The organism is Streptomyces sp. NPDC007808, assembly GCF_042868655.1.
Lineage (GTDB): Bacteria > Actinomycetota > Actinomycetes > Streptomycetales > Streptomycetaceae > Streptomyces.
Genome location: NZ_JBIAEQ010000009.1, coordinates 341,842 through 366,026 on the forward strand (window position 1 = coordinate 341,842; position 24,185 = coordinate 366,026).

Annotated in this window: 21 protein-coding genes; 12 read left to right on the forward strand and 9 right to left on the reverse strand. The window is 71.4% G+C overall.

From position 1 onward, the window contains the following. Position 1: 1 nt before the first annotated feature. From ACFYNL_RS32570 to ACFYNL_RS32585, 4 genes are read right to left on the reverse strand one after another with little or no spacing between them, the layout of a single operon-like run. Positions 2 to 970, reverse strand: a complete 969-nt coding sequence (locus ACFYNL_RS32570; protein WP_388809755.1) for an NADH-quinone oxidoreductase subunit H — start codon at positions 968 to 970, stop codon at positions 2 to 4. Next, complete coding sequence (locus ACFYNL_RS32575) at positions 967 to 2,562, reverse strand: NADH-quinone oxidoreductase subunit C (RefSeq protein WP_388809758.1); 1,596 nt, start codon at positions 2,560 to 2,562, stop codon at positions 967 to 969. The genes ACFYNL_RS32570 and ACFYNL_RS32575 overlap by 4 nt, the downstream gene beginning before the upstream one ends. Then, positions 2,559 to 3,212 (reverse strand): NADH-quinone oxidoreductase subunit B, encoded by a 654-nt coding sequence (locus ACFYNL_RS32580; RefSeq protein WP_388809760.1) that lies wholly within the window; start codon positions 3,210 to 3,212, stop codon positions 2,559 to 2,561. Before ACFYNL_RS32580 ends, ACFYNL_RS32575 begins: the two co-directional genes overlap by 4 nt. Further along, on the reverse strand, positions 3,203 to 3,625 hold the full coding sequence (locus ACFYNL_RS32585; protein WP_388809763.1) for an NADH-quinone oxidoreductase subunit A: 423 nt from the start codon (positions 3,623 to 3,625) through the stop codon (positions 3,203 to 3,205). The genes ACFYNL_RS32580 and ACFYNL_RS32585 overlap by 10 nt, the downstream gene beginning before the upstream one ends. 313 nt (positions 3,626 to 3,938) lie before the next feature. On the opposite strand from ACFYNL_RS32585, the gene ACFYNL_RS32590 reads away from it, so the two are divergent. The 5 genes from ACFYNL_RS32590 to ACFYNL_RS32610 all read left to right on the forward strand — a co-directional run bounded on the left by ACFYNL_RS32590 (position 3,939) and on the right by ACFYNL_RS32610 (position 11,065). Then, positions 3,939 to 5,147, forward strand: a complete 1,209-nt coding sequence (locus ACFYNL_RS32590) for a sensor histidine kinase (protein ID WP_388809766.1) — start codon at positions 3,939 to 3,941, stop codon at positions 5,145 to 5,147. A 129-nt stretch (positions 5,148 to 5,276) separates the two neighbouring features. Continuing rightward, entirely contained in the window at positions 5,277 to 6,644 is a 1,368-nt protein-coding gene (locus tag ACFYNL_RS32595; RefSeq protein WP_388809769.1) for a sensor histidine kinase, read from the forward strand. A gap of 465 nt (positions 6,645 to 7,109) precedes the next feature. After that, on the forward strand, positions 7,110 to 7,781 hold the full coding sequence (locus tag ACFYNL_RS32600; RefSeq protein ID WP_388809772.1) for a LuxR C-terminal-related transcriptional regulator: 672 nt from the start codon (positions 7,110 to 7,112) through the stop codon (positions 7,779 to 7,781). 283 nt (positions 7,782 to 8,064) lie between these two features. Then, positions 8,065 to 9,993 carry a 2-oxoacid:acceptor oxidoreductase subunit alpha gene (locus ACFYNL_RS32605; protein ID WP_388809775.1) on the forward strand — a complete coding sequence of 643 codons (1,929 nt, stop codon included), beginning with the start codon at positions 8,065 to 8,067 and terminating at the stop codon, positions 9,991 to 9,993. Beyond that, on the forward strand, positions 9,986 to 11,065 hold the full coding sequence (locus ACFYNL_RS32610) for a 2-oxoacid:ferredoxin oxidoreductase subunit beta (protein ID WP_388809778.1): 1,080 nt from the start codon (positions 9,986 to 9,988) through the stop codon (positions 11,063 to 11,065). The genes ACFYNL_RS32605 and ACFYNL_RS32610 overlap by 8 nt, the downstream gene beginning before the upstream one ends. Positions 11,066 to 11,150: 85 nt before the next feature. Here the strand turns inward: ACFYNL_RS32610 and ACFYNL_RS32615 are convergent, their stop codons facing one another. Next, on the reverse strand, positions 11,151 to 11,549 hold the full coding sequence (locus tag ACFYNL_RS32615) for a winged helix-turn-helix transcriptional regulator (protein WP_388809781.1): 399 nt from the start codon (positions 11,547 to 11,549) through the stop codon (positions 11,151 to 11,153). A gap of 89 nt (positions 11,550 to 11,638) precedes the next feature. On the opposite strand from ACFYNL_RS32615, the gene ACFYNL_RS32620 reads away from it, so the two are divergent. The 4 genes from ACFYNL_RS32620 to ACFYNL_RS32635 all read left to right on the forward strand — a co-directional run bounded on the left by ACFYNL_RS32620 (position 11,639) and on the right by ACFYNL_RS32635 (position 15,309). Then, on the forward strand, positions 11,639 to 12,493 hold the full coding sequence (locus tag ACFYNL_RS32620) for an SDR family oxidoreductase (RefSeq protein ID WP_388809784.1): 855 nt from the start codon (positions 11,639 to 11,641) through the stop codon (positions 12,491 to 12,493). A gap of 193 nt (positions 12,494 to 12,686) precedes the next feature. Then, entirely contained in the window at positions 12,687 to 13,640 is a 954-nt protein-coding gene (gene rarD / locus ACFYNL_RS32625; RefSeq protein ID WP_388809787.1) for an EamA family transporter RarD, read from the forward strand. A gap of 74 nt (positions 13,641 to 13,714) precedes the next feature. Further along, a complete protein-coding gene (locus ACFYNL_RS32630; protein WP_388809790.1) occupies positions 13,715 to 14,191 on the forward strand; it encodes a VOC family protein in 477 nt (158 codons plus the stop codon). A 173-nt stretch (positions 14,192 to 14,364) separates the two neighbouring features. After that, positions 14,365 to 15,309 (forward strand): M28 family metallopeptidase, encoded by a 945-nt coding sequence (locus tag ACFYNL_RS32635; protein ID WP_388809793.1) that lies wholly within the window; start codon positions 14,365 to 14,367, stop codon positions 15,307 to 15,309. 173 nt (positions 15,310 to 15,482) lie between these two features. Here ACFYNL_RS32635 and ACFYNL_RS32640 read toward each other — a convergent pair whose 3' ends face one another. Next, on the reverse strand, positions 15,483 to 16,931 hold the full coding sequence (locus tag ACFYNL_RS32640; protein WP_388809795.1) for a tetratricopeptide repeat protein: 1,449 nt from the start codon (positions 16,929 to 16,931) through the stop codon (positions 15,483 to 15,485). A gap of 279 nt (positions 16,932 to 17,210) precedes the next feature. Between ACFYNL_RS32640 and ACFYNL_RS32645 the strand changes: the two genes are divergently transcribed. The 3 genes from ACFYNL_RS32645 to ACFYNL_RS32655 all read left to right on the forward strand — a co-directional run bounded on the left by ACFYNL_RS32645 (position 17,211) and on the right by ACFYNL_RS32655 (position 20,010). Further along, on the forward strand, positions 17,211 to 17,720 hold the full coding sequence (locus ACFYNL_RS32645; protein ID WP_388809797.1) for a DUF6668 family protein: 510 nt from the start codon (positions 17,211 to 17,213) through the stop codon (positions 17,718 to 17,720). A 319-nt stretch (positions 17,721 to 18,039) separates the two neighbouring features. After that, positions 18,040 to 19,356, forward strand: coding sequence for an amidase (locus tag ACFYNL_RS32650; protein ID WP_388809799.1), 1,317 nt, complete (start codon positions 18,040 to 18,042; stop codon positions 19,354 to 19,356). A gap of 69 nt (positions 19,357 to 19,425) precedes the next feature. Further along, a complete protein-coding gene (locus ACFYNL_RS32655) occupies positions 19,426 to 20,010 on the forward strand; it encodes a flavodoxin family protein (protein ID WP_388809802.1) in 585 nt (194 codons plus the stop codon). 146 nt (positions 20,011 to 20,156) lie between these two features. Here the strand turns inward: ACFYNL_RS32655 and ACFYNL_RS32660 are convergent, their stop codons facing one another. From ACFYNL_RS32660 to ACFYNL_RS32670, 3 genes are read right to left on the reverse strand one after another with little or no spacing between them, the layout of a single operon-like run. Next, complete coding sequence (locus ACFYNL_RS32660; RefSeq protein WP_388809804.1) at positions 20,157 to 21,053, reverse strand: ABC transporter permease; 897 nt, start codon at positions 21,051 to 21,053, stop codon at positions 20,157 to 20,159. Beyond that, positions 21,040 to 22,203: an ATP-binding cassette domain-containing protein gene (locus tag ACFYNL_RS32665; protein WP_388809806.1), complete on the reverse strand. Its 1,164-nt coding sequence runs from the start codon at positions 22,201 to 22,203 to the stop codon at positions 21,040 to 21,042. Before ACFYNL_RS32665 ends, ACFYNL_RS32660 begins: the two co-directional genes overlap by 14 nt. Before the next feature lie 59 nt (positions 22,204 to 22,262). Continuing rightward, a complete protein-coding gene (locus ACFYNL_RS32670) occupies positions 22,263 to 23,537 on the reverse strand; it encodes an outer membrane lipoprotein carrier protein LolA (protein WP_388809808.1) in 1,275 nt (424 codons plus the stop codon). Positions 23,538 to 24,185 lie beyond the last annotated feature (648 nt).

Here is a 24,185-nt window from a genome sequence, read left to right on the forward strand (position 1 = left end):
GTTACTGGATCACCACCTTGACGACGCCGGTGAGAGCGATCTGGGCGAGGGAGAGAGGGACGAGGAGAGTCCAGGAGAGCTTTTGGAGCTGGTCCTCGCGCAGGCGGGGGTACGTGACACGGAGCCAGATCACGATGAAGGCGAGGACGGCGGTCTTCAGCAGGGTCCAGACCCAGCCGAGGCCGTCGGCGCCCCAGGGACCGTGCCAGCCGCCCAGGAAGAGAACGGTGGTCAGGCCGCACAGGACAACGATTCCGGCGTACTCGGCGAGGAGGAAGAGAGCGAAACGCAGGCCCGTGTACTCGGTGTACGCGCCGAAGATGATCTCCGAGTCGGCGACGGGCATGTCGAAGGGCGGCCGCTGGAGTTCGGCGAGGCCGGCGACGAAGAAGACGATCGCGCCGACGATCTGCCAGGGCAGCCACCACCACTCGAAGGCCTCCAGGATGCCGGGCAGCGACACGGTGCCGGCCGCCATCGCCACGGAGGCGGCGGTCAGCAGCATCGGGAGTTCGTAGGCGAGCAGCTGGGCGGCGGTGCGCAGGCCGCCCAGGAGGGAGAACTTGTTGGCGGAGGCCCACCCGGCCATGAGCGAACCGAGGACGCCTACGCCCATGACCGCCAGGACGAAGAAGATGCCGGCGTCGATGACTTCGCCGACCGCGCCCTCACCCGGCCCGATGGGGATGGCGAGCAGGACGAGCAGGTAGGGGAGGAGGGCCACGGCGGGCGCGAGCTGGAAGATGCGGCGGTCCGCGCCGGCGGGGACGACGTCCTCCTTCTGCGCGAACTTCACGCCGTCGGCGACGAGCTGAGCCCAGCCGTGGAAGCCGCCGGCGTACATCGGGCCGAGCCGGCCCTGCATATGGGCCATCACCTTGTGCTCGGTCTGGCCGATGAGCAGGGGGAAGGTGAGGAAGACGACAAAGACGATCAGGAGTCGCAGGGTGACGTCGAGCGCGTCGTTCACTGCGGGCCTCCTGTGGGGTCGGTGCGGTCGTCGGTCCGGCGGTCGCTCGGGCCGTCCGTGGGCGTTGCGAGGTCTTCGTCCTCGGGGGCTGCCTGGTCGGTCTCGGGCTTTGACTCGGGCTCCGGCTTCGACTCGGGCTGGGCCTCCGGTTTGGGCTGGGCCTCCGGCTTGAGCTGGGCCTCCGGCTTGAGCTGGGTCCCCGGCTTGGGCTGAGTCCCCGGCTTGGGCTGAGTCCCCGGCTTGGGCTGAGTCTCCGGCGTGAGCTGAGTGTCCGGCTCGGGCTGGGCCTCCGGCTTGAGCTGAGTCCCCGGCTCGGGGTCGGCTGCTCGCTGGGAGGCCGTCTCAGAGGCCGTCTCGTCGAAGGCCGGGCGGGCGTGGTGCCACGGGGCGTCCGGGCTGCGAGGGGCCTCGGGGGACTTCGCAGCGGAGGGGCGCGCGGGCGGTGCGGCTTCGCCGGTCGTGCCAGCAGTCGCCGCGTCGGTCGATGTCTCACCGCCAGCCGATGCCTCAGCACCGTCCAACGTCGAGTCGGACGCGGCCCGCTGGCTCGCCGAACCCTGCGAAGCGCTCCGGGATCGGCGAGGACCGGCCGGGGCGGTGCCCGAGCCGGGGCGCTGTGAGGACGAACCCTCGCTCGCACTCCTCGCACGCCGAGGCGTTGCCGGGGAGATAGACGGCTCCGGCGGCGTGCCGGTGCCCTCAGCGGATGCAGACGGCTGCGTCGAGGGCGCCTGCGTCGAGGGCGCTGCTTCCGCGCCGGCGCCTTGGCTCGCCGAGCCCTCCGCCGCCGTACGCGCCCGCCGCACCGGACGCTCCCCCGCCGCCGAGGCTCCAGGCGCCCCACCCCCAGCCGAAGCAGCCGACTGGGCCGAAGCACCCGACGGGGCCGAAGCACCCGACTGGCTGGCCGAGCCCTCCGCGGCCGTACGTGCCCGCCGCACCGGACGCTCGCCGGCCGCTCGGGCCGGGCGTTCGCCGGTTGCGCGAGCCGCACCTCTGGCCGGGCGGGCCGGGGCAGGGGGCAGCTGGCCCTTCAGAGGGCCCCAGTCGTTGGGGTCGGGAACGCCGGGGGGCAGCATCTGGCGGCGCTTGGGGCCGCCGTGCTCCGACTCGCCCGGCTCCTTCGCGCCGGGCCACGCCTTGGCCACGCGGGCCGCGAGGACGAAGTCCTTGCGCAGGGGGTGGCCCTCGAAGTTGTCCGGGAGCAGCAGGTGGTCCAGAGCAGGATGGTCGGCGAAGTCGACGCCGAACATCTCGTGCGTCTCGCGTTCGTGCCAGGCCGCGCCGGCGTAGACGTCCACCGCGGAGGGCAGCGTCGGCGCCTCGTGCGGGACCGTCGTACGGACCAGCAGGCGCCGTACCGGGGACAGGGCCGCGACATGGGCGGCGACGCGGAAGCCGGTGCCCGGTTCGTCGACCGCGCTCAGCCAGTCGAAGTAGGTGCAGCCCAGTTCGTCGCGGGCCGTCCCGAGTGCCGCGAGCCAGGAGGTCGGGGGTACGTCGACGGTCAGGACGTCGTACGACTCCTCGGCCGTGGCCTGCGGGCCGAAGAGTTCCTCCACGGGGGCGGGCAGCCAGCCGGTCGTCGTCATCGTCCGGCCTCCTCCGCTCCGGTGCCGTGGGTGCTGCTGTCCGTGCCGACGGCACCCGGTGTCGTCGGAGCCTGCACCAGGCCGCTCTGCAGCGCCGCCGTGGAGGGGCGGGCGGCGTCGTTCGCGTACCGCTCCCCGAGCGACTCCCGCGCGATCTTCTCCTGGAGCTTCAGGATTCCCTGGAGCAGGGCCTCGGGGCGCGGCGGGCAGCCGGGGACGTAGACGTCCACCGGGATGATCTGGTCGACGCCCTTGGTCACGGAGTAGGAGTCCCAGTACGGGCCGCCGCAGTTGGAGCAGGCGCCGAAGGAGATGACGTACTTCGGCTCGGGCATCTGCTCGTACAGGCGCTTCACCGCCGGGGCCATCTTGTCCGTCACCGTGCCCGAGACGACCATGAGGTCGGCCTGCCGGGGGCCGGGCGCGAAGGGGATCACGCCGAGGCGGATGAAGTCGTGACGGGCCATCGACGCGGCGATGAACTCGATCGCGCAGCAGGCGAGGCCGAAGTTGAAGACCCAGAGCGAGTAACGGCGGCCCCAGTTGAGGATCACCTTCATCGGCTCGGGGGCGAGGCGTGCGAGCGCGCCCAGCCGCTTCGGCTCCGGCAGCAGAACCGGCTGCTCGTTGGTGTCTGGCGTCACGTCCATGCCAGGACGCCCTTCTTGTATGCGTAGAGCAGGCCCACGGCCAGGAAGCCGAGGAAGACGAACATCTCGACGAGCGTGGTCGCGCCGTACCCGGGGTCGGCGAAGACGGTCGCCCAGGGGAAGAGGAAGATCGAGTCGATGGCGAAGATGACGTACAGGAAGGCGTAGACGTAGTAGCGGACCTGGGTGTGGGCCCAGCCCTCGCCGACCGGGTCGACGCCGCACTCGTACGTCAGGAGTTTCTCGGGTGTGGGGACCACGGGACGCAGCAGGCGGCCCGCCCCGAAGGCGACGGCGACGAACAGCACGCCGATGACGGCGAGCAGTCCGACGACCGAGTAGGACTGGAAGTAGTCCGCCGCGACGACGACGTCATGCGCAGCCGCCGTGACGACGACGGTCTGTTCCGACACGTCCGCCCCTCGCTCCCTGACTTCGTGGACCTCGTGACCGATGTCCCAGGACCGGTCCTGGGACCAGTGTCCTGCGACCTGTGATCTGGTGAACACCGCTGTTCGACGATCTGTACGCACGGGAGTCTAGGCCCTGCTAAAGACACCGTAAGCAGCCCGTCACGCCTTGAGATGCCGTCGAGATCCGACGGCCCGCCGCCAGGCCGGTCCGCCGGCCGACGCAGGTCTGCCGCGCGGGGTGGGGATTTCCCCCCTCGGACGTGGGCGGCCCTCCTCATGGCGCGGCGGCGCACCGCGCGGCACGCTGACCCATATGACCGAACGCCCCAGCCCTTCGCGGGACGCCTCAGGGCGGCCCGACAGTGAGCGGCCTGCGCTGCCGCCCGTCCGTTTCGCCTATGACCGGCACACCTGGAAGGAGATCGCGCACCTCCTGGCGAACCTTCCGTCGTCGCTGGTCGGCTTCGTCTACGTCGTCACCGTGTTGTTCACCGGCGCCTTCCTGACGCTCACGGTGATCGGCTTCCCGATCCTCGCAGCCGGACTGATGGGCGCGCGGCGGCTGGGCAAGCTGGAGCGCGCACGCGCGCGTGCGCTGCTCGGGGTGCGGGTGGACGAACCGAGCCCGCTGCCGTTGCGCGGCGGCAGGGACGGTTTGTTCCCGCAGTTGTGGCTGGCGCTGAAGGACCCGGTGGGCTGGCGGACGATGCTGTACGACTTCATCCGGCTGCCTTGGGGCGTCCTCACCTTCACCATCACGCTGACGTCGCTGTTCGTGCTGTGGCCGGTGCTGCCGTTCATCGCACGGGGCCTGGCCAACGCGGACCGGGCGATGGTGCGCGGCCTGCTGTCGCCCTCCGACGAGCTGGAGCGCCGTATCGCCGAGCTGGAGTCGGACCGGGGGGTCGTCGTCGATACGGCGGCGGCCGACCTGCGGCGCATCGAGCGCGACCTGCATGACGGCGCGCAGGCCCGCCTGGTCAACCTCGCCATGGGGCTGGGCCTGGCCAAGGAGAAGCTGCTGGAGGATCCCGACTCGGCGGCGGTCATGGTCGAGGAGGCGCACGGCGAGGTGAAGCTCGCGCTGCAGGAGCTGCGGGACCTGGCGCGCGGCATCCATCCGGCCGTCCTGACCGACCGCGGCCTGGACGCCGCCCTGTCGGCGGTCGCCTCGCGCTGCACGGTGCCGGTGAAGGTGACCGTGGACCTGCCGGCCAGGCCGGTCGCGGCGATCGAGGGCATCGCCTACTTCACCGTCTCCGAGCTGCTGCAGAACGTCAGCAAGCACAGCGGGGCGAAGTCGGCCTCGGTGGACGTGTGGCGGTCGGACGACCGGGTGCTCATCCAGGTACGGGACGACGGCCGTGGCGGGGCGAGTCTCGACGGCGGTACGGGCATGCGCGGGCTTGCCGACCGGCTGGGCGCCGTGGACGGCCTGTTCGTCGTCGACTCTCCCCAGGGCGGCCCCACGACGGTGACGGCGGAACTGCCCTGGCGGGACCGCGCCACCGGGCGGGGGTAGGGAAAACCCCCCGTTCGAGACGCCGACGGCCTCCATGGTCCGCGGACCTGCGGTCGAAGAGGGTGGAGATACGACGGCACAGCCCCGGCAGCGGCGGGGCTGACGGGACGAGGAGACAGGACGACGCCGATGGCCACGGAGTACGGACAGGGCTACGGGCACGGGCTCGGCTTCCCCGAGCGCGGCCTCCCCGAGCACGGCGGCGAGCGGCGGCACCGGCTGCCGGCCGGACTGCGGGCGCCGTTCGAGGCCCGTAGCTGGCGGGAGTTCGGGTACGTGCTGCTGAGCCTGCCGATCAGCATCGTGCTGTTCGTGTACGGCGTCACGATGGTGTCGCTGGGGGCGGGCCTCCTCGTGACCTTCCTGGGCGTGCCGGTGCTGGCGGCGGGCCTCGCCGGCTGCCGCGGGCTGGGAGCGTTGGAGCGGGCACGCGCGCGTGCGCTGCTGCGCCTGGACGTGGCCGACCCGGAGCCGCTGCGGATGCGCAGGCGCGGCTTCATGGCGTGGATGGGTGCCGTACTGAAGAGCGGGACGTCCTGGCGGAGTCTGCTGTACGCGGTGCTGCACCTGCCATGGGCGACGTTCTCCTTCGTGGTCGCGGTGAACGTGTGGGCGTACGGCTGGGCACTGCTGACGTATCCGCTGTGGTTCTGGGTGTTCCCGGTGTGGGCCGGTCAGGACGGCCTTCAGCTCTACGGCGACGAGACGCACCACATCTATCTCGACAACCCCTTCGAGATCACCGTGACCGCGCTGGTCGGACTTCTGTTCACGCTGGCCACACCGTGGATCGTGCGGGCGCTGACCATGGTCGACCGGGTGCTGGTGCACGGTCTGCTCGGCCCGTCGCGGCTGGCCACGCGCGTGGTGGAGCTGGAGTCCGACCGGGGTGTGGTGGTCGATACGGCGGCGGCCGACCTGCGGCGCATCGAGCGCGACCTGCACGACGGCGCGCAGGCCCGGCTGGTGGCCCTGGCCATGGATCTCGGCCTGGCGAAGGAGAAGCTGGCGGAGGATCCGCGGGCGGCGGCGCGCATGGTGGACGAGGCGCACGGCGAGGTGAAGACGGCATTGCAGGAACTGCGGGACCTGGCCCGCGGCATCCATCCGGCCGTCCTGACCGACCGCGGCCTGGACGCCGCCCTGTCGGCGGTCGCCTCGCGCTGCACGGTGCCGGTGGAGGTGACCGTGGACCTGGAGAACGAGCGGCCGGTACCGGCGATCGAGGGCATCGCCTACTTCACCGTCTCCGAGCTGCTGCAGAACATCAGCAAGCACTCGCGGGCCACCTGGGCCGCAGTGGACGTGTGGCGGGTGGAGAACCGGCTGATGCTCCAGGTCGTGGACAACGGCATCGGCGGCGCCGGCTCCGCCGACGGCTCGGGGTTGGCGGGGCTGGCCGAGCGGCTGGACGCGGTGGACGGCATCCTCGTGGTGGATTCGCCGGTCGGCGGGCCCACACGGGTGACGGCGGAACTGCCTTGGCGGACGGTGTAGCCGGGCCGCTGCCGTCGGCCGTGCCGCGCCCCCGATCCGCCTGCGACGCGAGCGGATCGGGGGCGAGGCACGGCATCGTGTTTTCTTCTCTCGGCCACCTGCTCCCGTCCTCCGTCCTCTCTTCCGCCCCTTGAGCCCTCCCGGCCCCTCCCGGTCCCTCTGGTTCCTCCCGGTCCCTCTGGTTCCACCCGGTCCCTCTGGCCCCTCCCGGTCCCTCTCGCCTCCCCTTCTCCCGTCCCCCGGGACCTCCTGCCCTCCCCCGGCGCCCCCCTCCCGCCCCCGGAAGCCCCCGGTGCTCCCCGGGCATGCGCCGCGAAGCGTCTCGTGGCCGTGTTCTCGGACGTGGTTCGGCGGGTTTTCCACAGGCCCGGTGGCGACGAGTCGATCGCGGGATACTGAGGGCGCGAGGGACGACAGGGCCGGGAGACGCTCGGCCGAACGCCAAGGCTCGGGGGGCCGAGGATCGTGGAAGACAGGGTGCGTGTGGTCATCGCCGAGGATTCGGTGCTTCTCAGGGAGGGGCTGACCCGGCTGCTGACCGACCGTGGGCACGAGGTCGTGGCGGGGGTGGGCGACGGCGACGCGCTGATCAAGACCATCACGGAGCTGGACGCGCAGGGCGAGCTGCCGGACGTGGTGGTGGCGGACGTACGGATGCCGCCGACCCACACGGACGAGGGCGTGCGGGCGGCCGTACAGCTGCGCAAGGCACACCCCGGTCTCGGGGTACTCGTCCTGTCGCAGTACGTGGAGGAGCGGTACGCCACCGAACTGCTGGCCGGCTCAAGCCGGGGGGTCGGCTATCTGCTCAAGGACCGCGTGGCGGAGGTACGGGAGTTCGTGGACGCGGTCGTGCGGGTCGCCCGTGGCGGGACGGCCCTCGACCCGGAGGTCGTCGCCCAGCTCCTGGGCCGCAGCCGCAAGCAGGACGTGCTCGCGGGGCTCACGCCGAGAGAGCGGGAGGTGCTGGGGCTGATGGCCGAGGGGCGGACCAATTCCGCGATCGCCCGGCAGCTGGTGGTGAGCGACGGGGCCGTCGAGAAGCACGTGAGCAACATCTTCCTGAAGCTCGGGCTGTCCCCGAGCGACGGGGACCACCGGCGGGTACTGGCGGTGCTCACTTATCTGAACTCCTGAAGGTCTGACACCGTGTCAGTCGAATGGGGGAACGCTCCCGCGGCGGTCGCACCCCGTCCGCCGAACGCGGACGGGGACGGCAACCGAACCCCGGGCGGGGAGCGTCTTTCCAAGGAGCGCCGGGGGGCGTAGATCATGACAAGTCAGGTCGGGGGAACGTCTCGGATCCATGTCCGTCATGCGAATGGCCCGGGGAGGGCGACCTTTGCGGACGTAGGGTTGATCCTGGGAAGGCTTGCGGGAAGGCCATGCCCAGACACCGCCTCTAGGGAGGTCCAGTTCAGTGACCAGCCAGGTCAGTAGCCCAGCGGAGCAGGCCGACGAAGCCGTCGTGGGAGAGCAGCGCAAACCGGTGGGGACGAAGGACGTCCGCCGGCTGGACCGGGTGATCATTCGTTTCGCGGGGGACTCGGGCGACGGTATGCAGCTCACCGGCGACCGCTTCACTTCGGAAACCGCGTCCTTCGGCAACGATCTGTCCACCCTGCCGAACTTCCCGGCCGAGATCCGCGCCCCCGCCGGAACCCTGCCGGGCGTGTCCTCCTTCCAGCTGCACTTCGCCGACCACGACATCCTGACGCCCGGTGACGCGCCGAACGTGCTGGTGGCGATGAACCCGGCGGCCCTGAAGGCCAACATCGCCGACCTGCCGCGCGGCGCGGAGATCATCGTCAACACGGACGAGTTCACCAAGCGGGCGATGCAGAAGGTGGGCTACGACACCTCACCTCTGGAGGACGGCTCGCTCGACGGCTACAGCCTGCACCCCGTGCCGTTGACCACCCTCACGGTGGAGGCACTGAAGGAGTTCGACCTCACCCGCAAGGAGGCCGAGCGCAGCAAGAACATGTTCGCGCTGGGCCTGCTGAGCTGGATGTACCACCGGCCGACCGAGGGCACCGAGAAGTTCCTGAAGTCGAAGTTCGCCAAGAAGCCGGACATCGCGGCCGCCAACATCGCCGCCTTCCACGCGGGCTGGAACTTCGGCGAGACGACCGAGGACTTCGCCGTCTCGTACGAGATCGCCCCGGCGACCACGGCCTTCCCGGTCGGCACCTACCGGAACATCTCCGGGAACCTCGCCTTGTCCTACGGGCTGATCGCGGCGTCTCACCAGGCGGACCTGCCGCTGTTCCTGGGCTCGTACCCGATCACCCCGGCCTCGGACATCCTGCACGAGCTGAGCCGGCACAAGAACTTCGGCGTACGGACCTTCCAGGCCGAGGACGAGATCGCGGGCATCGGCGCGGCGCTGGGCGCGGCCTTCGGCGGCTCGCTCGCCGTGACCACGACGTCCGGCCCCGGCGTGGCCCTGAAGTCGGAGACCATCGGGCTCGCCGTCTCGCTGGAGCTGCCGCTGCTGATCGTGGACATCCAGCGCGGCGGCCCCTCGACCGGCCTGCCGACCAAGACCGAGCAGGCGGACCTGCTCCAGGCGATGTACGGCCGCAACGGGGAGGCGCCGGTGCCGATCGTCGCCCCCCAGACGCCGGCGGACTGCTTCGACGCCGCGCTGGAGGCGGCGCGGATCGCGCTGACGTACCGCACCCCGGTCATGCTGCTCTCCGACGGCTACCTGGCCAACGGCTCGGAGCCCTGGCGGATCCCGGAGCTGGACGAGCTGCCGGACCTGACCGTGCAGTTCGCACAGGGACCGAACCACACGCTTGAGGACGGCAGCGAGGTCTTCTGGCCGTACAAGAGGGACCCGCAGACCCTCGCCCGGCCGTGGGCGGTGCCGGGCACGCCGGGTCTGGAGCACCGGATCGGGGGCATCGAGAAGGAGGACGGCACGGGCAACATCTCCTACGCCCCCGCCAACCACGACTTCATGGTCCGCACCCGCCAGGCCAAGATCGACGGTATCGACGTCCCGGACGTCGAGGTCGACGACCCGCACGGGGCGAAGACGCTCGTGCTGGGCTGGGGATCGACGTACGGCCCGATCACCGCCGCGGTCCGCCGCCTGCGCAACGCGGGCGAGTCGATCGCGCAGGCGCATCTGCGCCATCTGAACCCGTTCCCGCGCAACCTGGGCGTGGTACTCGGACGCTACGAGAAGGTGGTGATCCCCGAGATGAACCTGGGGCAGCTCGCCACTCTGGTCCGGGCGAAGTATCTGGTGGACGCCCACTCGTACAACCAGGTAAACGGCATGCCGTTCAAGGCGGAACAGCTCGCCAAGGCGCTCAAGGAGGCCATCGATGGCTGAGACGTCCACGGAAGGCACGGGCACGATCGAGGCGCTCTCGCTCGTCCCCAAGGCCGAGGCCCGCCAGTCCATGAAGGACTTCAAGTCCGATCAGGAAGTGCGCTGGTGCCCCGGCTGCGGTGACTACGCGATCCTCGCCGCGGTCCAGGGCTTCATGCCGGAGCTGGGCCTGGCCAGGGAGAACATCGTCTTCGTCTCGGGCATCGGCTGTTCGTCGCGCTTCCCGTACTACATGAACACGTACGGAATGCACTCCATCCACGGGCGCGCGCCGGCGATCGCGACCGGCCTCGCCGCGTCGCGGCGGGATCTGAGCGTGTGGGTGGTCACGGGCGACGGCGACGCGCTGTCGATCGGTGGCAATCATCTGATCCACGCCCTGCGGCGCAACGTCAACCTCAAGATCCTGCTGTTCAACAACCGGATCTACGGGCTGACGAAGGGGCAGTACTCCCCGACCTCCGAGGTCGGAAAGATCACCAAGTCGACGCCGATGGGTTCGCTGGACGCGCCCTTCAACCCGGTGTCCCTCGCGATCGGCGCGGAGGCGTCCTTCGTGGCCCGCACGGTGGACTCCGACCGCAAGCACCTCACCGAGGTCCTGCGCCAGGCGGCCGCCCACCGGGGCACGGCGCTGATCGAGATCTACCAGAACTGCAACATCTTCAACGACGGGGCCTTCGAGGTCCTCAAGGACAAGCAGCAGGCCGAGGAGGCGGTGATCCGCCTGGAGCACGGGCAGCCGATCCGCTTCGGCGCGGACGGCGCACGGGGCGTGGTCCGCGATCCGCAGACCGGTGACCTGAAGATCGTCACGGTGACAGCGGAGAACGAGTCGCAGATCCTCGTCCACGACGCCCACACCGCGTCCTCGACCACGGCCTTCGCCCTGTCCCGGCTCGCCGATCCGGACACCCTGCACCACACCCCGATCGGCGTGTTCCGAGCGGTGGACCGCCCGGTGTACGACACCCAGATGGCGGACCAGCTGGACTCGGCGATCGAGCAGAACGGCAAGGGGGACCTGGCCGCGTTGCTGGCGGGCGGGGACACCTGGACGGTCGTCGGCTGACCGGCCCGTTCGACAAGGGTGCGAGCCCGGGTGCCGTTCGGCGCCCGGGCTTGTGCGAGCTGCGTCGGCTGCGGGCCCGCACCGTTCAGGAGCCGCTCCTGCGTGCGTCGTAGGCCTTCCGCGACCTCTGCACCTGGGCCATCCGCCGCTCGGTCCACAGCGCCAGCTCGCGTACCTGCTCCGCCGCCTCGCGGCCGAGCTCCGTCAGGGAGTAGTCGACGCGTGGCGGGATCACGGGCTTGGCGTCGCGGTCGACCAGGCCGTCCCGCTCCAGCGTCTGCAGCGTCTGGGTCAGCATCTTCTCGGTGACCCGGCCGATCGCGCGGCGCAGTTCACTGAACCGATAGGGGCGCTCCAGCAGTTCGATCAGCACGAGGACGCCCCAGCGGCTGGTCACGTGCTCCAGGACCTGCCGGTGCGGGCACATTCCCTCGCCGAGGGCGTACTTGTCCGTAGTCCTGCCGCTCACGCCACTTACCGTCATGACAGTACCTTACTTCAAAGTGGGTACTTTCCAATAGTTAGCGCAGCTCTTAGCGTTAGTGCTCCGTCCACCCGCTAGGAGTACTGACCATGAGCATCGTCGTCACCGGAGCCACCGGAAACCTGGGCCGCCATGTCGTGGAGCAGCTGCTGGAGAAGGTTCCGGCCGACCAGGTCACCGCCGTCGTACGCAACCCCGAGAAGGCCACCGGGTTCGCCGAGCGCGGCGTGAGGATCGCCACCGCCGACTACAACACCCCCGCGAGCTTCGAGGGACTGTTCGCAGCCGGTGACAAGGTGCTGCTCATATCCGGCAACGAGTTCGACAAGGGCCGCGTCGGCCAGCACCAGGTCGTCATCGACGCCGCCAAGGCCGCCGGCGTCGCCCTGCTCGCCTACACCAGCGCCCCCGGCAGCCTGACCGCCGCCCTCGCCGACGACCACCGGGGCACCGAAAAGGCCCTGACGGAGTCGGACCTGCCGTACGCGCTGCTGCGCAACGGCTGGTACCACGAGAACTACACCGAGAACCTCGCCCCGGTCCTGCAGTACGACGCGGTCACCCACGCCGCCGGCGAGGGCCGGGTCTCCTCCGCGTCCCGCGCCGACTACGCGGCCGCCGCCGTGGCCGTGCTGACCGGTGAGGGCCACGAGAACAAGACGTACGAGCTGGGCGGTGACATCGCCTGGAGCTTCGCCGAGTACGCGGCCGAGCTGAGCCGGCAGACCGGTAGGGAGATCACCGACAACGCCGTCTCCGTCGAGGCCTTCGCCGGCATCCTGACCGGCGCGGGGCTGCCCGAACCGCTCGCCGCGATCCTGGCCGGCGTGGACGCCTCCATCGAGAAGGGTGAGCTGGTCATCGACAGCGGTGACCTGTCCCGCCTGACCGGTCGTCCGACGACCCCGCTGGCGGAGGCGATCTCGACCGCGCTCAAGAGCTGAGACCCGGCGTTCCCGCAGGTGGCCCCGGGTCGGCGCCCGTCGTCGGCCCTCCGACGCCCCGCCCCCCGACGTGTCATGACCGTATGCCGATACGGGCATGACACACGGGGGCTCTCGGCGTTACCGTCGAGCGTGCCGCCGTGCGAGCGCGGCGGGATCAGCGCGGCGGGATCAGCGCGGAAAGGGAGGGGCCGTGGCCGGGAAGGCACAGGGCGAGCGGCGTGCGGGACTGCTGAACGGCATCGCGGCCTACGGGATGTGGGGGCTCGTCCCCCTCTTCTGGCCCCTGCTCAAGCCCGCCGGAGCCATCGAGATCCTCGCCCATCGGATGACCTGGTCGCTCGTCGTGGTGGCGGTCGCGCTGGCCGTTGTGCGGCGCTGGTCCTGGGCGGGCGAGTTGATACGCCAACCGCGGCGGCTGGCGCTCGTCGCCGTGGCCGCGGCCGTGATCACCGTCAACTGGGGCCTGTACATCTGGTCCGTGAACACGGGCCATGTGGTGGAAGCCTCGCTCGGGTACTTCATCAATCCGCTCGTCACCATCGCCATGGGCGTCCTGCTCCTGAAGGAACGGCTGCGGCCCGCGCAATGGGCGGCGGTCGGGGTCGGGTTCGCGGCGGTGATCGTGCTGACCGTCGGATACGGCCGGCCGCCATGGATCTCCCTGGTTCTCGCCTTCTCCTTCGCCACGTACGGCCTGGTGAAGAAGAAGGTCAACCTCGGCGGCTTCGAATCGCTGGCCGCGGAGACCGCGATCCAGTTCCTGCCCGCCCTGGCGTACCTGGGGTGGCTGTCGGCGCAGGGTGAGTCGACCTTCACCTCGCAGGGCCCGGGGCATGCGGCGCTGCTCGCCGCCACCGGTGTCGTCACCGCCCTGCCGCTCGTGTGCTTCGGCGCGGCCGCGATACGGGTGCCGCTGTCGACGCTGGGCTTGCTGCAGTACCTGGCGCCGGTCTTCCAGTTCCTGCTCGGCGTCCTGTACTTCCGCGAGGCGATGCCGGCCGAGAGGTGGGCCGGGTTCGCGCTGGTCTGGCTGGCGTTGACGCTCCTGACAGCGGACGCGTGGCGCGCCGCGCGGCGCAGCAGGGTGGCGGGTTTCAGCACTCCTCAGGTCGAGAAGCCGGCGTCCGCCGTGGTGGACGCGTGAGACCGGGGCGTCCTCGCTGAAGGGACCGGCGATTCTCGTTGCGGCTCCCTCACGAACCGCATATGAGTGGTCGTATGACTCAGACACCCGACGCGACTGAGGCCCCCCTCCACTGGAAGCTCGTCATCGACTGCGCCAACCCCCAGTCGCAGGCGGACTTCTGGGCTGCGGCGTTGCACTACGCGGTCGAGGACAACAACGCCCTGATCGAGCGGCTGCTGGAACTCGGTGCGCTGCCGCGGGAGGCCGTAGTCGAGTTCCACGCCCGTCTCGCCTTCCGGGACCTGGTCGCCGTACGGCATCCGGACGACCCGTACGACAAGGACAGTGGCACCGGGCTGGGCCGTCGGCTGCTGTTCCAGCGGGTGCCGGAGGCGAAGAGCGTCAAGAACCGGCTCCATCTGGACCTGCACGCGGCGGCGGGGGAACGCGAGGCGGAGGTCGAGCGGTTGGAGGGGCTGGGAGCGAGTGTGCTGCGGCGGGTGAAGGAGCCGGGCGGGGAGTGGGTCGTGCTCGCGGATCCGGAGGGAAACGAATTCTGCGTGCAGTGAGATGCGCCGGGCCGGGCGCCTGACGTCCCCCACGCTCTTCCTCGTGTGAATTCCTCGCCCGTACACAACTCTTGACGAAGAGTCAGCAGCGGCTCCACCATCCAGGCACCCATTCACCGTGGATCCCCGCGGCCACCCCGCGGGGATCCCCCCTGGAATTCGGAGCCCCCCACATGAAGCTCCCCTTCTCCGGGCGCGCGCTGGCGGCGGGTACCGTCGCCGCCGCTCTGCTGCTCACCGGCGGATCCATAGCCGGAGCGGCTCCCGCGCCCTCGGCGGCCGCCGCTCCCGACATATCCCTGGCGAGCGTCAAGGCCCACCTCACCCAGCTGCAGTCCATCGCCTCCGCCAACGGCGGCAACCGGGCGCACGGCCGTCCCGGCTACAAGGCATCCCTCGACTATGTGAAGGCCAAGCTGGACGCGGCCGGATACACGACGACCATCCAGCAGTTCACGTCCTCCGGCAGAACGGGCTACAACCTGATCGCCGACTGGCCCGGCGGCGACACCAACCAGGTCGTCATGGCCGGATCGCACCTCGACAGCGTCTCGTCGGGTCCCGGCATCAACGACAACGGCTCCGGCTCGGCGGCCGTCCTGGAGACCGCGCTCGCCGTGTCGCGGGCCGGACACCATCCGACCAAGCATCTGCGGTTCGCCTGGTGGGGCGCGGAGGAGCTGGGGCTCGTCGGCTCCCGGTACTACGTCAACACCCTCTCCGCCGCCAACCGCGCCAAGATCAGCGGCTATCTGAACTTCGACATGATCGGCTCGCGCAACGCCGGTTACTTCGTCTACGACGACGACCCCGCGATCGAGAAGACCTTCAAGGACTACTTCGCCGGCCTCGGCGTCCCGACCGAGATCGAGACCGAGGGGGACGGCCGCTCCGACCACGCTCCGTTCAAGAGCGCGGGCGTGCCGGTGGGCGGGCTGTTCACGGGCGCGAGCCGTTACAAGACCGCGGCACAGGTGGCCAAGTGGGGCGGTACGGCCGGACAGGCGTTCGACCGCTGCTACCACTCGTCCTGCGACACCACGTCCAACATCAACGACACGGCGCTGGACCGGAACAGCGACGCCGTCGCGCACGCGGTGTGGAAACTGTCGGAGTAGGACGCCGGTTCGACCGGTGATCTCGTAACCCGACAGGTGATCTCGTACCCCGAGCGGTGAACCCTGCCCCGAGTCGGTGGCCGGGTGTTCCGAGTCGGTGGCCGGGTGTTCCGAATCGGTGGCCGGGTGTTCCGAATCGGTGGCCGGGTGTTCCGAGTCGGTGGCCGGGCGCGTCAACCGGTGTGCGGATCGACCGGCCTGGCGGCACGGGCGGCGAGGCGGTCCATACGGGCGCGGACCGACTCCAACTCCTCGACGTCCTCGGCGGCCGGGCCGCCCCCGGCCGCCAGGTCGGTCCACAACCCGAGCAGGTCCCGGCCCATGTCGAGTCCCAGGGCCGGGTCGCGTACGGCACGCCAGGCCGTCGCCGCGCCGTGGATGCTGCTGTACGCCGCCTCCGTGGCCCGGGCGCGGTGGTGGGCACGGGCCACGTCGAGGGAGAGCCGGAAGGCGTGCGCAGGGTCTCCCGCCAGGTAGGCGATGTACGCGGCCAGTTCACGCATCCGGAGCACCTCGGCGTGTTCCGGCCCCAGCACGGCAGACGCCTCCGCGACGGCTCGTTCCGCCCGTTCCGCCGCCTCCGCGGTACGGCCCTGTGCCACGGCCTCGTTGATCCGGACGATGTGCGCGGCGAAGGGGGAGGCGTCGGCGGCGCCGGGCGCGTCCCCGAGCACGGCCTCGGCCACGGCGTCGAAGCCTCGGGGCGGGGAGGGCTCGGGGTCGGGGTCGATGTCGGAGACGGGGGCGGGCTCGAAGGCCGGGATCGGGCCGGGCTCCGGGAAGGGCGCGGGGGCCGGGGACGGACCGCGGAACGCAACCCGCTCCGCGGCCGGAACCGGGCCGGGGACCCCGACCTGCCCTGCGGCCACCACCGGGTCCTGCGCCGCCACCGGATCGGCGGGCGGGACCTCGGCCGGCTGCGGCCCCGCGTCCATCAGGGGCGGCGGGCCGAACTCGCCCAGCGGCGGTGCGATCGAGCCGGGCATCGCGTCCCGCTCCCGCTGCCGTGTCGTGCGCAGCCGGAAGGTGGGCGAGCCGTCCTCCTCCGGGCCCGGCAGGGGGCGCAGGCGATGTGTGGGCCTGTCGCGATACGGCGCCGAGGGCGCCGCGTCGACGTGGGCGGACGCCGGCGATACGGGTGCGTCGGGAGCGGCGGGCGGAACCGGCGACACGGGTGCGTCCGGAGCAGCGGGGGGCACGGGCGACATGCGTGCGTCGGAAGCGGCGGCGGGCGCGGGTCGCGCGGGCGCCTCCGTGGGAAGCCGTGTGTCGCCTCCCGGAGGGACCGTCCCCGCGGGCGGTGCCGTCCGTACCGGGTCGGCGGTGTAGTGGCTGGAGCCGTCCGCGTCCACCCGGAGCGGGACGACATAGCCGATGCGCTCGTCGTGGATCGTGGCGTGCACGGGGTGGCCGCAGGCGACGGCGATGCGCTGGAGGTGGGTCAGTACGGCGTGCTGGATCTCCTCACCGGGAGCCGCGGTGACCGGGACGCCGCCGACGGACGCGCCGCCCGCGCCCGGGCCGGCGGCAGGCACACGCACGTCGATCGGCGCGGTCGCGGGGGCCGCCGTGGCCGCGGCACGCTTGTGTTCCCGCTTCATCGCGCGGCTGAGTAGAGACATCGCTTCCCTCGCTCGCATGCGTCGGGGTTCGCACGGACAGCGCGTCGGGGGTCCATGGTGCCCCACCCGCCGTACAGCTCCGATTCCCCGACGGCCGGATCCGGTGGTACCGGCCGGACACGTCGTACACCTGCTGTCGAGTCTCCCTGGTCGCGCGCGCCGCGGACGTCACCACGGCGTCACAGACTCGTTCCAGGAGCTTGTGCCACGTCACAGCGTTCTCATGCCTGACGCGAAGATCGGTGGCGTGAGAGTGAGGAGTGCGGGCAGGCGCAGGGCATGCGCGTACGACAGGGGCGGCCGGATCTTGGCCCGGAGATCTGGATCCGCGGGCCGGTGGCGTTGCCGGAGGAGCCGGCGCCCTCCCGGCCCGCCGACGCACCTCGACGCTTCTCCTGGGTCGGCACCCACGGCGGGGCAGGTGTCACCACCCTCGCCTCGGTCTACGGCGGCCAGGACTGCGGACGGGACTGGCCCGGACCCGAAGATCCGCTGTCCGTGCTGCTGGTGGCCCGTACGCACGCGGCCGGACTGGATGCCGTCCTGGGTGCCCTGGAGGTCTTCCGGCGCGGGCAGGCGCCGCACGGGCTCGACCTCGATGCCGTGGTCCTGGTGGCGGACGCGCCGGGCCGGCTTCCGCGTCCGCTCGCCGAGCGCGTCAAGGTGATCGAGGCGGCCATCGATGTGTACCGGGTGCCGTGGGTGCCTGCGTGGCGGCTCGGTGATCTCGGTGGACAGCCGCCTCGGGAGGCGGAGGTGCTGGCGCGGTTGACGGGGCGTTCTCGCTGAGCCGACGCGGTTGACGGGGCGTTCTCGCTGAGCCGACGCGGTTGACGGGACGCTCTCGCTGGGCTGGCGCGGTTGACGGGGCACTCTCGTTGAGCTGACGCGGTGGACGGGACGCTCTGGCTGAGGCCGGTGGTTCGGCCGGTGGGGCCCGAGGCTCGTCCCGGGGCCGGGAAGAGAGCCTGAGCCGCGCTCCGCTGCACCGAAGAACCTGAGCCACGCTCCCCGGAGCTGGGATGAAGGGCCGAGCCGGGCACCCCAGGGCCAGGAGGAAGGCCCGAGCCGGCCGCCCCGGCGGGGGCCCTCGCGGAGAATCTTCCCCATGACGACCGAGCCTCCCCCCGACCCTGCCGCCCTGTCGGCCGGGGAGATCGCCGCTGCCGTGCGCTCGCGGACACTGGGCGCCGTCGACGTGGTCGCGGCGGCCCTGGAACGGATCCGGCGCGCCGACCCCGTCCTGTGCGCCTTCATCGAAGTGTGGGGCGAGGAGGCGATCGAGCGGGCCGGCGAGGTGGACGCCCGGGTCGCCGCGGGCGAGCGCCTGCCGCTGGCCGGTGTGCCGATCGGGGTCAAGGGGCGGCACGGGTCGCGTACGGCGGGTCCGCTGCTGGCGGCGGGGTGCGTGGCCGTGGGGGCGACCTCCGTTCCGGGGCCGGGAACCCCCTGGCAGACCTGGGGGCTCGGCCGACACGGCCGTACGGTCAACCCCTGGCGGCACGACCGTACGCCGGGCGGTTCCTCGGCAGGCTCCGCGGCGGCGGTGACGGCGGGCCTGGTACCGATCGCCACCGGGAGCGACGGGGCCGGGTCGGTGCGGATCCCGGCGGCGTGGTGCGGGGTCGTCGGACTGAAGGTGACGAACGGGCGGTTGCCGTCGACCGACCGTACGGGCCTCATGGCACCCGGGGTGCTGGCGCGGTGCGCGGGGGATGCGGCGGCTTACTGGCAGGTGGTGTCCGAGGCTCGCCCGGAAGTCGGGCCAGAGCCGGGAACGAATCCCGGGGCCTGTCAGGGACACGCGCCGAGAGCCGGTCAGGAAGGGACGCCTGGGGTACACCGGCGCGGTTCGGACGCGCACCAGCGCGGTTCGGGCGCGCCCTCCGAGGCGACCGGGGACTACATCGTCCCCACCGCCGTGTGGTCCCCCGACCTCGGCTTCGACTCCCCCGACCCGGTCATCGTCGCCGTCGCCCACCGCGCCGCCGCCCGTCTCGCCGACGCGGGCGCGTTGCGGCTCGTGCGCCCCGACGGCCCGCTCCGCCTCCACGACCCGGCCCCCGCCTGGCTGGCCCTGCGGACCCCAGGTGCCGACGCCGCCCCCGCCCACCGCATCCGAGCCGTGAACGACAGCCGCCTCGCCGCCCTCTTCGCCGATGCCGACCTGCTACTGACACCGACCGCCCCCACCGGGCCGCATGGCCACGAAGGGCCCGGCGACCGGTATTCCACCGCGCTCACCTGGGCGTTCAACCTGAGCGGGCATCCGGCGATCAGCATCCCGGCGGGACTGGGGCCGGACGGGTGTCCGGTCGGACTGCAGTTGGTGGCGCGGCACGGGGCCGAGTCGCTGCTGCTCCGGGTGGCGCAAGAGGCCGAGCGGCGGATCGGGCCCTGGACAACTACATGCGTACGCATATAATGCACGTGCGATTAATTGTCGTACGCCGACCGATGTGGCCCCATGCCGGGGCGACTGTTTGGGGGACCCATGACCCGCCGCTTCCTGTTCGTCCTCGGCAGCAGCCGCTCCGACGGCAACACCGAGTTGCTCGCCCGCAGGGCCGCCGAGCAGCTGCCCGAAAACGTCGAGCAGCAGTGGATCGACCTGGCCGCGCATCCGCTGCCGGACTTCGAGGACCTGCGGCACGACAGCGACCATGTGCGCCCGACGCAGGGCGAGGTGGCACTGCTGCTCGACGCCACGCTCGCCGCGACGGACATCGTGATCGCCTCGCCGCTGTACTGGTACTCGGTGTCCGCCCACGTCAAGCGCTACCTGGACCACTGGTCGGGCTGGTTGCGCACGCCCGGCGTCGACTTCAAGGCGACCATGGCCGGGCGCACCCTGTGGGGCGTCACCGCACTCGCGCACGAGGAGCAGGAGGTCGCCGACCCGCTGGTCGGCACGCTCAACAACTCCGCCGCGTACCTGGGGATGCGCTTCGGCGGAGTGCTGCTGGGCAACGGCAGCAAGCCCGGTGACGTACTGAACGACGCCGAGGCCCTGGCCCGCGCGAAGACCTTCTTCGCCCAGGAGGCGCCGCTCGCCCGCTTCCCGTACGAGACCGACTGACGCCGCCCGGACAGCACACCCGGGGTCTGTCGTTCGGATCAGGCCGGCTGAGGGAGATGGCGGGGATGGTGGAGATGGCGGAGATGGCGCCTTCCGGCCGTCGCGTGCCACGCCCCGCGACGCCGGCATGATCCGAACGGCAGGCCCTATGCCGTGATGTCCTTCGCCGTGAACCTCGCCCACGCCGCCGAACCGAACACCGCCGCGTACAGGGCCTGCACACCGAGGTTCTTGACCAGGTCGTCCCAGTAGACGGGGTCGCGCATGAGGTCGGCGAAGGACAGCCAGTAGTGGGAGAAGAAGTACGGCTGGATCGCGTGCAGCTGCGGAATCTGGTCGAGGATCTGAACGGTGATCAACAGGCCCACGGTCGTCGCCATCGCCGCGATGCCGCTGTTGGTCAGCGTCGAGACGAACAGGCCGAGCGCTGCCACGCCTATGAGTGACGTGGCGACGACCAGGGCGATGAGCAGGGCTCTGCCCAGCCCCTCCGCGAAGCTGATCCGGGTGCCGGAGATGGTCGTCAGGTCTCCGAGAGGGAAGAGCAGCGCCCCGACGGTGAGCGCCGAGACGGCGACCACGAGGGTCGCGACCACGCAGAAGGCCATCGTGGTCGCGTACTTGGTGAGGAGCAAGCGGGTACGGCCGGCGGGGGCGACGAGGAGATAGCGGAGGGTGCCCGCGTTCGCCTCGCCCGCTATCGCGTCGCCCGCGACGACGCCGATCGCCATCGGCAGGAAGAACGGGAGCGTCGCGGCCAGGGCGGTGAACACCAGGAACAGGCCGTTGTTGGTGATCTGCGAGATGAACGCCGGGCCACCGCCCTGCGGGCCACCGCCTCCCATCGACCCGCCGTCGCCCGTTTCGATCTTCACGGCGATCCCGACCAGGATCGGCACACCCGCCAGGACCGCGAGCAGCGCGATAGTGCGCCAGCGCCGGAAGGTGGTGAGGAGCTCGCTGCGCAGAAGGCCGAAGGTCCACAACGGGCTGGGCGCGCGTGTCGGCGGACGGGATTCGTCGACCGTTTCAGCCCGCGACATCGAACCCCTCCCCCGTGAGAGCCACGAACGCGTCCTCCAGGGAGGCCCGTTCCACACCGAAGCCGCGGACGCGGACGCCCGCCGACACCAGTACGGCGTTGAGCTCGGCCGGATCGCGGTCGGGCGGCTCTGCTGTCACCCGGTTCTCCTCGACGACGACGTCACCGGCGCCCTGCTCCTTCAGCACCCGGGCCGCGTCCGCGACGTCGGGCGTGGACACGACGAGCCGGCCGCGCATCCCGGCCGCCAGCTCCGCCACCGCGCCCTGGGTGATCAGCCGACCCTGCGCCATCACAGCCGCGTGCGTGCACACCTGCTCGATCTCGTCCAGGAGATGGGAGGAGAGGAAGACGGTCGTCCCGTCGGAGGCCAACTCCCGTACCAGCGAGCGGATTTCCCGCATCCCCTGTGGATCGAGGCCGTTGGTCGGCTCGTCGAGGACGAGGAGTCGGCGCGGTTGGAGCAGCGCGGCCGCGAGCCCCAGCCGCTGTTTCATGCCGAGCGAGTACGCCCTGGCCTTCTTGCCCGCGGCGGCCGCCAGGCCCACCCGGTCCAGCGCGGCCGCGACGCGGGTGCGCCGGGTGCGCGGATCGGCGGTCGGGTCGGCGGCGTCGTAACGCATGAGGTTGTCGCGGCCGGAGAGGAAGCCGTACAGAGCGGGCCCCTCGATGAGTGCGCCGACGTGCGGCAGTACGGTGCGCGCGGACCGCGGCATGGGCTGCCCCAGCACGCGCGCGGTACCGGAGGTCGGCTCGATGAGGCCCATGAGCATGCGGATCGTGGTGGTCTTGCCGGAGCCGTTCGGCCCGAGGAAGCCGAAGACGCTGCCCGCCGGGACGGTCAGATCGAGACCGTCCACGGCGAGCTGCCCGCCGCGGTAGCGCTTGGTGAGCGCGCGGGTGGCGATCACCGTGCCGGGGCCGTCCCCCTCGGCGCCCGGTCCGGCCTGAGCGGCATGCCTGGCTTGAGCGACATGCCTGGCCTGAGCGACATGCCTGGCCCGCGCGGCCGGGTCGGCCTCACCAGTCGGGTCGGCCTCACCGGCCGATCCGGCTTCCCCGCTCGGTCCGGCTTCCCCGGCCGATTGGGCTCCCCCGGCCGGGTCGGCCTCACCGGCCTCGCCGGTCTGCGCGGCGGGCAGTTCCTCCATGGGCTCCTCAGGCTCCTCAGGCTCCTCGGTTCATCGCCGCGCGAGACGCTCGGCCCGGGTCACTCGGCCGAGTCGGCGGCCTTCACCAGGGCGTTCTTGTCGACCGCGCCCACGTAGACCTTGCCGTCGTCCGTGATGAGGGCGTTGATGAGGCGGGTCTTGAAGACCGTGCCCGAGCCGAAGTCGCCGGTGACCTTGTCGCCCAGGGAGTCGAGGAAGCCGCCCATGTCGCCACCGACCTCGGAGCCGGAGGGAACACCCTCGCCGCCGGTGTCGAAGACGGCCACGGAGTTCCAACCCTCACCGATGACCTCGGGACCGTCGGAGGCCTTGCCGTGCCCGCCCTCGGACTTCGGGCCGCCGTGGCCACCGAACTCCTTGTCGAGCTCCTTGCGGAACTCCTCCTCGGACTTCGGGCCGCCGTGCTCACCGGCCGCCCCCTCCAGCTCGCCCTCCTCGGTCACCTTCGCGCCCTTGGGCGGCGTGAAGTCGAAGGTGGAAGCGGCCGGCTTGGCGAAGCTGACCTGGGTGAAGCCCGCGTCGATCACGGCCGCGCCGCCGCTGGACGGAGTCAGCGTGAACTTCAGCGGCATGCCCGTCCTGGCGTCCACGGCGACCGTGATCGCGCCGACCGTGGTCCCGGACTGCTTCGGCTTGATGAGCAGCCGGTACGCGTCCCGGCCCGCGACCTGGGCGGTGCCGTCGACGGTGACGGACGTGGTGTCGTCGACCGCCTTCAGCGCCTCCTCGGTGAGGTCCTTGGGTGTCGCCGGGACCTTCTCGGACCGCTCCTTGTGGGCCTGCGGCTCGTCGGCGGTGCCGTGGAAGACCTCGTTCGACCCGCTGTCGTAGCCCCAGACGTCCTTGCCGTTGTGGATGAGGCTGTACTCCGACGCCTTCTCCAGCAGGGAGAGCTTCTGCCGGTCCGGGCCGTCGGCGGCGACCCGCAGCGTGTGCGTGCCGGACACGAGTTCGGTGAGCTTGGCCGAGGGATCGGCGGACGATCCGTCACCCGATCCCGAACCCATGGCGCCGGAGGCGAGGCTCGACTCCAGGCCACCGAGGTCCGGCAGGCCCAGATCGGTGCTGATCTTCACGGTGCCGGACAGCTGCTGCACGTCCGACTTCGCGATCTTCTCGACGAGTTGCTGCGCGGTGATCTTCGGCAGGTCCGGGTCGCCGGAGTCGGCGATCGCCGGTACCAGCCCGATGGTCGCCGCCGCGACGCCCACCACCGTGACGGGAACGACGTACCGCGCGGCCCTGCGCCGCCCCACGCGCAGGTCGTCGCTCTCCCCGCCGGTCGTACTGTCGTCGGATGCGTACGGTGCCATGTGTGCCTTACCTCCGTCGTCGGCGGCGGCTGTCCGTCTCGTTTCCTCGCCCGGGAGTCTTGCGATCCCGCGCAGGTCCACCCCTGAGCCGCCATTCTCACCCGAATCGGTGAGGAGTGGTGTTGTCCGTGTTTCCATCTGACCAAATCGGCCAGGGCGATTCGTCAGCCTGCGGAGCCAACTCCGCGTACACCTGCGGTATGACAGCCGACGGCGGTGTCTCCCCCGACCCGTAGGGGTCGAGGGAGAAGACGCCGGGGCGTGTGCCGCCGATTGCGCGCGGTTCGCCCGGCGTGTGTGCCCCCGATTGCGCGCGGTTCGCCCGGCGTGCGGCGCGCGAAACCGCGTCGCCTTCAGGTCGCACTCGCCCGGGCAGGGCGTTCAACCGCCGCATCGGCGAGGCCGGCGCAAGGGGAAGTCGGGTCGGCCCACCGGGCCTTGAGGGGAGCGGGAGCGTTCACCGTGAGCGGCGTCGGCGCCCTGGTGGGACGGTGCGCACGGATGCGGTCGGCGGCGAGGGCGGCGGCCACCACCGCGACGGTGGGACCACCGGGTTTCGCGGGGTGCTCTCCTGGATGCGCACACCGGCGCGTGAAGCGAGTCACATGCGGCAAGGGCTGCCGCGACCGGGGCCCGCGACCCGTGCGC

What these genes read in the sequence shown, in the direction of transcription:
- ACFYNL_RS32575 (WP_388809758.1), bottom strand. Translation starts at nt 2,562, where the DNA reads ATGACGACGACCGGCTGGCTGCCCGCCCCCGTGGAGGAACTCTTCGGC.
- ACFYNL_RS32580 (WP_388809760.1), bottom strand. Translation starts at nt 3,212, where the DNA reads ATGGACGTGACGCCAGACACCAACGAGCAGCCGGTTCTGCTGCCGGAG.
- ACFYNL_RS32590 (WP_388809766.1), top strand. Translation starts at nt 3,939, where the DNA reads ATGACCGAACGCCCCAGCCCTTCGCGGGACGCCTCAGGGCGGCCCGAC.
- ACFYNL_RS32595 (WP_388809769.1), top strand. Translation starts at nt 5,277, where the DNA reads ATGGCCACGGAGTACGGACAGGGCTACGGGCACGGGCTCGGCTTCCCC.
- ACFYNL_RS32610 (WP_388809778.1), top strand. Translation starts at nt 9,986, where the DNA reads ATGGCTGAGACGTCCACGGAAGGCACGGGCACGATCGAGGCGCTCTCG.
- ACFYNL_RS32615 (WP_388809781.1), bottom strand. Translation starts at nt 11,549, where the DNA reads ATGACGGTAAGTGGCGTGAGCGGCAGGACTACGGACAAGTACGCCCTC.
- ACFYNL_RS32620 (WP_388809784.1), top strand. Translation starts at nt 11,639, where the DNA reads ATGAGCATCGTCGTCACCGGAGCCACCGGAAACCTGGGCCGCCATGTC.
- ACFYNL_RS32630 (WP_388809790.1), top strand. Translation starts at nt 13,715, where the DNA reads ATGACTCAGACACCCGACGCGACTGAGGCCCCCCTCCACTGGAAGCTC.
- ACFYNL_RS32635 (WP_388809793.1), top strand. Translation starts at nt 14,365, where the DNA reads ATGAAGCTCCCCTTCTCCGGGCGCGCGCTGGCGGCGGGTACCGTCGCC.
- ACFYNL_RS32640 (WP_388809795.1), bottom strand. Translation starts at nt 16,931, where the DNA reads ATGTCTCTACTCAGCCGCGCGATGAAGCGGGAACACAAGCGTGCCGCG.
- ACFYNL_RS32645 (WP_388809797.1), top strand. Translation starts at nt 17,211, where the DNA reads ATGCGCGTACGACAGGGGCGGCCGGATCTTGGCCCGGAGATCTGGATC.
- ACFYNL_RS32650 (WP_388809799.1), top strand. Translation starts at nt 18,040, where the DNA reads ATGACGACCGAGCCTCCCCCCGACCCTGCCGCCCTGTCGGCCGGGGAG.
- ACFYNL_RS32655 (WP_388809802.1), top strand. Translation starts at nt 19,426, where the DNA reads ATGACCCGCCGCTTCCTGTTCGTCCTCGGCAGCAGCCGCTCCGACGGC.
- ACFYNL_RS32660 (WP_388809804.1), bottom strand. Translation starts at nt 21,053, where the DNA reads ATGTCGCGGGCTGAAACGGTCGACGAATCCCGTCCGCCGACACGCGCG.
- ACFYNL_RS32665 (WP_388809806.1), bottom strand. Translation starts at nt 22,203, where the DNA reads ATGGAGGAACTGCCCGCCGCGCAGACCGGCGAGGCCGGTGAGGCCGAC.
- ACFYNL_RS32670 (WP_388809808.1), bottom strand. Translation starts at nt 23,537, where the DNA reads ATGGCACCGTACGCATCCGACGACAGTACGACCGGCGGGGAGAGCGAC.